This window comes from Lysinibacillus sp. UBA5990 (genome assembly GCF_002429815.1).
GTDB classification, from domain to species: domain Bacteria; phylum Bacillota; class Bacilli; order Bacillales_A; family Planococcaceae; genus Lysinibacillus; species Lysinibacillus fusiformis.
This window is the reverse complement of sequence record NZ_DJAY01000008.1, coordinates 48,227-54,678: the sequence shown is the minus strand read 5'-3', so window position 1 is coordinate 54,678 and position 6,452 is coordinate 48,227. Positions and strand designations below refer to the sequence as shown.

The window sequence follows — 6,452 nt, the reverse complement described above, 5'->3', positions numbered from 1 at the left end:
CGCCGATGGTAGTTGGGGGCTTCCCCCTGTGAGAGTAGGACGTCGCTAGGCAATTGTAACCGCTGAGATATATTATCTCGGCGGTTTTTATTTTTGTCTGTCTTTGTAAGCATAAACAATGGTAAAATCAAATGGTAAAGATTGGGCAAAGGGGATGAAATAGAGTGGCAACAGGATTATATACTAGTGAAGCAATTTATATACAGAGAGAAAAGTTAGAGAGCTTTATTCAAAATAGAGAAAAGTGGGCTGTTTTAATACCAGGTTATTTGCATCATGAATTGCTAAATGAAAATAATATGATTTGGGTCTTTCAAGGTGACTTCGGCATCATTCAAAAGGCTGTGAAAGTCGAGCTTCAAATGAAATCTTCAGAACCGCATCAAGTCTTATTTGATTTAGTTGGCTTATCTGATCCGATAAATGGTGATGGCTCATTTGAAATTAAACAGCATCAAGATGAATCACTCCAACTTACAGGTAGCTTAACAATGAAGGCCAGTGGTTTTTTAGCAGGAATGATGAATCCCGTATTAGAAAAATTTGTTCCACAATTGGTGGAGCAACTCGTTAGAGAAATGGCTTTGACGGTAGCAAAAGAATAATAGTTTCATTTTTAAAGGGTGGAGAACCGATTATTGCAGAGGTGGCAATGGTCGGTTTTTATAATAGTAAGGCATTTTACCTGAAAAATTATAACTTTACCTGTAAATAAAGAGCACCTTGCTGAGAGATGACTTTTTTATCGCGTTATAATCTCGTATAATTAGGTGAGAATATAATGAAAATGGGTGTTTGTTTTGCAAAAGAAAAAGCCGATTATAGAGGGATTAGAAGGTTTTCGACAACAACAAAATATTTCTTTTCATGTCCCAGGCCATAAGCATGGCGAACTGTCTCACCTTCCGCAAGCATTTAAGGATGTTATGCGTTATGATGTAACTGAATTATCAGGACTGGATGATTTGCATTATCCTGAGGAAATGATCTTAGAAGCAGAGCATTTATTAGCTGATACATATGGAGCGATGAAAAGTTTCTTTTTGGTAGGTGGCTCTACCGTTGGGAATTTAGCAATGATTTATGCTACTTGTCAAAAAGGCGATACCATTATTGTTCAAAGGAATGCGCATAAATCTATTTTTCATGCCATCGAACTTGTTGGAGCCAAGCCTATTTTCGTGTCACCGATATGGGATGAACGAACATTAACCGCAACACATGTTACTTTTCAGGATTTAAAGGATGCTGTAGAAAATTATTCAGAGGCGAAAGCGGTTGTTTTAACATATCCTACTTATTATGGGGTGACCTCTAATGAAATACAGCAACAAATTGCTTATTGCCATGAAAAGGGGATCCCTGTATTGGTGGATGAAGCACATGGTGCTCACTTTGATGCATGTTCATTATTTCAACCATCAGCTTTGTCTCTTGGGGCAGATGTTGTCGTACAATCAGCGCATAAAACACTACCTGCGATGACGATGGCATCCTTTATGCATGTGAGATCGGAATTAATAGAAGCTGAAAAAATCCATCACTATTTACGTATGCTACAATCTAGTAGCCCATCTTATGTTTTATTAGCTTCACTAGATGATGCTCGTTATTATGTACAGACATATATGGAGAGTGATGGGGCATATATAATAGAAAAAAGGAATCAATGGGTTGAAGCATTACGATCGGTTGGCTCTTTGGAAGTTATTGAAGTAGATGACCCTCTCAAATTACTTTTACGTGTCAAAGGTTATAGTGGCTTTCAATTACAGAAGGCACTAGAGGCAGAGCATGTCTATGGGGAGCTAGCTGATAGGAATCAAGTTTTATTCATATTACCATTACTCAAGCAAGGACATACCTATCCATTTGCTGAAATAAGAGTCCGAATAAAGGAAGCCGTAACATTGCTATTAGAAACAGCAAAAACTGATAGCAGCCAGGCTTCTCAAGCAGCTTATAAGTTTATTCCGATAACAGAGCCTATTTATACCTTCAATGAGATTGCATCTTTAAATAAAGAATGGTTACCATATATGCGAACAATGGGACGGATATCAGCAAGTATGATTATTCCTTATCCACCTGGCATTCCATTTCTAGTGCCCGGAGAAAGAATAACAGTAGCAAAATTAAGTCAATTAGAAGAACTACTAGCAGCAGGTGCAACATTTCAAGGAAATCACCGTTTAACAGAAAAAATGATTCAGGTCATTAAATAGTTGGAGGCAATTAACAGCATGAAGAGCAATTTATTTATAACATTTGAAGGTCCAGAGGGAGCAGGGAAAACAACAGTCATTCAAAAGATCGCAGAGCGGTTAGCAGAAAAAAATATTGATGTTCTAGCAACAAGAGAACCTGGTGGAATTGAAATTGCAGAAAAAATAAGAACGATTATTTTAAATCCTGCACATACAGCAATGGATGAACGAACAGAAGCATTGTTATATGCTGCAGCAAGAAGCCAGCATTATTTTGAAAAGGTTCAACCTGCTTTAGATGCTGGGAAGTTGGTAATATGTGATCGTTTTATCGATTCATCTTTAGCCTATCAAGGTTATGCAAGAGGTATAGGTATTGATGAGGTGCTTTCCATTAATGAATTCGCTATCGGAAAGAAATTACCTGATATGACGATATTATTTGATATTGCACCAGAAGTAGGGTTAGCACGTATATATGCAACGGGAAATCGCGAAGTAAATCGTTTAGATGTTGAAAGTTTAACGTTTCATCAAAAGGTGCATGAAGGATATTTACTACTCGTTGAGCGTTATCCAGAACGTATACGTATTGTGAATGCTGACCAAGATATTGATAGTGTTGTTGAAGATGTATGGTCATTATTATTGGACGCAATACAGTAAATACATGAAGTTGTCTATAACAATGTGATATAATGATACTATCCATTATTTTATCTTCAATTAGATTATTAATAGTGGCAGTATTAAAAGTTTAGGAATAATATTGAAACCTATTTAGGTTAATTTTATAAAAGGGGTGAGTGCGAATGAAGTTAGTCGTAGCTGTAGTGCAGGATCAGGATAGCAGCCGCTTATCGAATGCTTTAACGAAAAATCAGTTTCGCGCAACTAAATTAGCGAGCACAGGAGGATTTTTACGTTCAGGAAATACGACGTTTCTTATAGGAACTGAAGACTCCCTCATACCCAAACTTTTAGATATTATTCGGGATAATTGTCGTGCTCGGGAGCAGATGGTTGCGCCCGTTTCTCCATTAGGGGGAAATGCTGATTCCTATATTCCTTATCCTGTGGAGGTTGAGGTAGGAGGAGCCACTGTCTTTGTTTTACCGATTGAACAATTCCATCATTTTTAAAAAAGAGCCTCCTCATAAACATTAGGGTTCACTGTTTGAAAGGCAGAATCATGATTAGGATTTGGCCTATTGTTATCCTAAAGCAATCATGCTGAGGAGAAATAGATAAAGATCGTGGGGGCGAAACAAGCTTGAAAATTAATCAAGATATACGCGTCGGGTTAAATACAAATCGTAAAGAGCCACTACAAAATAATAATCAAAATAACCGATTTGGGGATATGGTCGTCAAGCAAGGAACAAAGTTGCAAACTGAGCAATTGACAAGGTTGTTAGGGGATATATCTACTGCAGGTGACCGAGTTGCGAGATCGCGTAATTTACGAGAACTTGCTAGGTTTAAAATGCTAGTTAAACGATTTCTACAAGAGACAGTAGAACATGGTATGGAATTAAAGCAATCTCATACTTGGAATCGTTTTGGTGAAGGAAGACGTTTAAAAATCATTGATACGATTGATACACGTCTGGTTGAACTTGCGCAAGATCTTTTAGACGAAGAGAAAGAAGCGATTGACCTCCTTGATAAAATCGGTGAGATTAAAGGCTTACTAATTAACTTATATATGTAAAACCCGTGTCTCATTCTCCTATAGGCGCGGGCTTTTTTCGAATATTTACCTTCATTCAATAATAGTAGACCCATGATCAATTGAAAACCAATAGCGTTTAAATACTACTCATTTCACTTTGGAGTCAAGAATATCTGTTAATTAAGAACGCCGTGATTATCTTCCCGAATGTGAGGCGACGGTGGCAATTTTACGCAAAACGCAATCGCCAATAAAGAACTACTGCAATGTTTCTATCGAAAGTTAAGAGTGGGAACAGTCCCATCTTTACAATAGAAACAGGAAGGAATTTTAAATATATGGCCAAGAATGTTGAAGAGCTATTCGCGCTACAACTAGTTGTAATGAAGCAACTTCAAACGATTTTTGTCAAAAATAGATTAGCACATGCATACATTTTTGATGGTGAAAAAGGGACAGGCAAAGCAGATATTATGCATTTTTTTGTCAAACTAATGCTATGTGAGCACCCAAATGAAAATGTTCCATGTGAAACATGTCGAAATTGCAGACGTGTTGATTCAGGAAATCATCCAAATATTCATCAAATTTATCCAGAGGGTCAATTTATTAAGATTGATCAAATGCGTGAATTAATTGGTGAAATGAAAATGATGGGCGTGGAAGAGGGACGCAAAATCTATGTTCTTCATCATGCAGATCGTCTCAACACGGCCTCTGCCAACATGATACTTAAATTTTTAGAGGAGCCGGATGGTGAGGTTACTGCTATTTTATTAACAGAGCAAATGCAATCGATACTACCAACGATCCGCTCGCGTTGCCAACACATAAAATTTCAAAAAATGCCCCGTCATGTTTTATTACAGCATTTACAGGAAAATAATATTTCGCATTCGATGGCTTCAACCGTAAGTATGATGACGAACGAGCTCGAAATGGCGATATTTTTAGCAAGTGATGAGCAGTTTGCACTCGCTCGAAAAACAGTGTTAAAATTAGTAGAAGCTATTCGGCAAAATGTACATGAGGCCATGCTTATTGTGCACGAGGAGTGGCTACCACACTTTAAAGAAAAAAGCGAAATAGAGCAAGCATTGGATTTACTACTATTTGCTTACCGTGATATAGTGTCAATAAAAGCTAATCCCGAGGCAGCTTGTACTTATCCAGACATGTTACCATTATTCAAAGAAGTCGCGTTATATTCCACTTATGAGCAATTGTCTAAGCAAATGGAATCTATTTTACAGGCGCGTGCATCTTTACAGCGTAACATGAATAGGACGTTATTGATGGAGCAGTTAATGCTAAATCTGCAGGAGGGATATACATTTGTATAATGTAGTAGGAGTCCGCTTTAAAAAAGCGGGTAAAATATATTATTTTGATCCAGCATCATTTCTATTAGAAGATAGTCAATATGTTATTGTTGAGACAGCGCGTGGCGTCGAATATGGTAAAGTGGTTGTCCCTCAAAAAGTAGTAGGTGATAATGATGTCGTATTACCACTTAAACAAGTACTTCGACCAGCGGATGATCGTGATCGTATACAAGTAGAAGAAAACGCTGCTGAGTCAAAACGAGCATTTGAACTTGCAAGTACTAAAATTATAGAACATAATCTAGAAATGAAGCTTGTAGATGTTGAATATACATTTGACCGTAATAAAATCATTTTTTATTTTACAGCTGAAGGACGAGTTGACTTCAGGGATCTTGTAAAAGATTTAGCTTCGGTATTTAGAACACGTATCGAACTTCGCCAAATCGGTGTTCGTGATGAAGCAAAATTATTAGGAGGCATTGGGCCTTGTGGTCGTATGCTATGTTGCTCTACATTTTTAGGAGATTTTGAGCCAGTTTCTATAAAAATGGCTAAAGATCAAAACTTATCTTTAAATCCTTCAAAAATATCAGGACTTTGCGGACGTTTAATGTGTTGCTTAAAGTATGAGAATGATGAGTATGAAGAGGCAAAAGAAGGTATGCCAGATTTAGGTGAAGTAGCTATGACACCAGATGGCCGCGGTAAAGTTGTAGGTTTAAATGTGCTGGAAAGACTTATTCAAGTATATTTACAAGAGCAGGAGCGCACAGTTGAGTATACACTAGAAGAACTGCTAGCATGCGAAAAAAATCTTATTTAAGATAGAGAATTTAACGAGGTGGCTTGGGTGAAGGACCGTAATTTCTTAGATACCGTTATGGAGTTCGAACAACAGCTCGAAGCAATGCAGGAGCAATTTGGTGCATTGAAACAATTTGTAGCGTTAATGATGGAAGAGCATAAGGCACTTGAAACAGAAAATCATCATCTTCGCACACGTCTAGAAGAACTACTTTCAAATACACACTCCGTACAAGCTGCTGAAGTAAAGAAAGAGAGTCCGCTAGATATAGGTGAAGGCTATGATAACCTAGCTCGTCTATACCAGGAAGGTTTCCATGTTTGTCATGTTCATTTTGGAAGCTCTCGAAAAGGTGAAGATTGTCTGTTTTGTCTATCATTTTTAAATAAACAAAATGTATAATAGAAGGCTGATTCCCACCACGGTGGTATCAGTCT

8 protein-coding genes are annotated in these 6,452 nt (G+C 37.5%); all 8 read left to right on the top strand.

Going from position 1 to position 6,452, the window contains the following annotated elements; all coding sequences use genetic code 11:
- Positions 1–164 precede the first annotated feature (164 nt).
- Positions 165–605, top strand: a complete 441-nt coding sequence (locus tag B3D94_RS05510) for an SRPBCC family protein (protein ID WP_291755547.1) — start codon at positions 165–167, stop codon at positions 603–605.
- Between the two features lie 186 nt (positions 606–791).
- Positions 792–2,225 carry an aminotransferase class I/II-fold pyridoxal phosphate-dependent enzyme gene (locus B3D94_RS05505; RefSeq protein WP_069483073.1) on the top strand — a complete coding sequence of 478 codons (1,434 nt, stop codon included), beginning with the start codon at positions 792–794 and terminating at the stop codon, positions 2,223–2,225.
- A gap of 18 nt (positions 2,226–2,243) precedes the next feature.
- The gene (tmk, locus tag B3D94_RS05500) at positions 2,244–2,873 is read left to right on the top strand and encodes a dTMP kinase (RefSeq protein ID WP_069483072.1); all 630 of its coding nucleotides are present in this window, start codon (positions 2,244–2,246) and stop codon (positions 2,871–2,873) included.
- Between the two features lie 146 nt (positions 2,874–3,019).
- The gene (locus tag B3D94_RS05495; protein ID WP_004229230.1) at positions 3,020–3,349 is read left to right on the top strand and encodes a cyclic-di-AMP receptor; all 330 of its coding nucleotides are present in this window, start codon (positions 3,020–3,022) and stop codon (positions 3,347–3,349) included.
- A gap of 131 nt (positions 3,350–3,480) precedes the next feature.
- On the top strand, positions 3,481–3,921 hold the full coding sequence (locus tag B3D94_RS05490) for a YaaR family protein (RefSeq protein ID WP_008179711.1): 441 nt from the start codon (positions 3,481–3,483) through the stop codon (positions 3,919–3,921).
- Between the two features lie 299 nt (positions 3,922–4,220).
- Positions 4,221–5,225 carry a DNA polymerase III subunit delta' gene (gene holB / locus B3D94_RS05485; RefSeq protein ID WP_291755540.1) on the top strand — a complete coding sequence of 335 codons (1,005 nt, stop codon included), beginning with the start codon at positions 4,221–4,223 and terminating at the stop codon, positions 5,223–5,225.
- A complete protein-coding gene (locus B3D94_RS05480; protein ID WP_008179715.1) occupies positions 5,218–6,033 on the top strand; it encodes a PSP1 domain-containing protein in 816 nt (271 codons plus the stop codon). The genes holB and B3D94_RS05480 overlap by 8 nt, the downstream gene beginning before the upstream one ends.
- Before the next feature lie 27 nt (positions 6,034–6,060).
- Positions 6,061–6,417: a DNA replication initiation control protein YabA gene (yabA, locus tag B3D94_RS05475; protein ID WP_025116340.1), complete on the top strand. Its 357-nt coding sequence runs from the start codon at positions 6,061–6,063 to the stop codon at positions 6,415–6,417.
- Positions 6,418–6,452: the final 35 nt, after the last annotated feature.

What these genes read in the sequence shown, in the direction of transcription:
- tmk (WP_069483072.1), top strand. Translation starts at nt 2,244, where the DNA reads ATGAAGAGCAATTTATTTATAACATTTGAAGGTCCAGAGGGAGCAGGG.
- B3D94_RS05495 (WP_004229230.1), top strand. Translation starts at nt 3,020, where the DNA reads ATGAAGTTAGTCGTAGCTGTAGTGCAGGATCAGGATAGCAGCCGCTTA.
- holB (WP_291755540.1), top strand. Translation starts at nt 4,221, where the DNA reads ATGGCCAAGAATGTTGAAGAGCTATTCGCGCTACAACTAGTTGTAATG.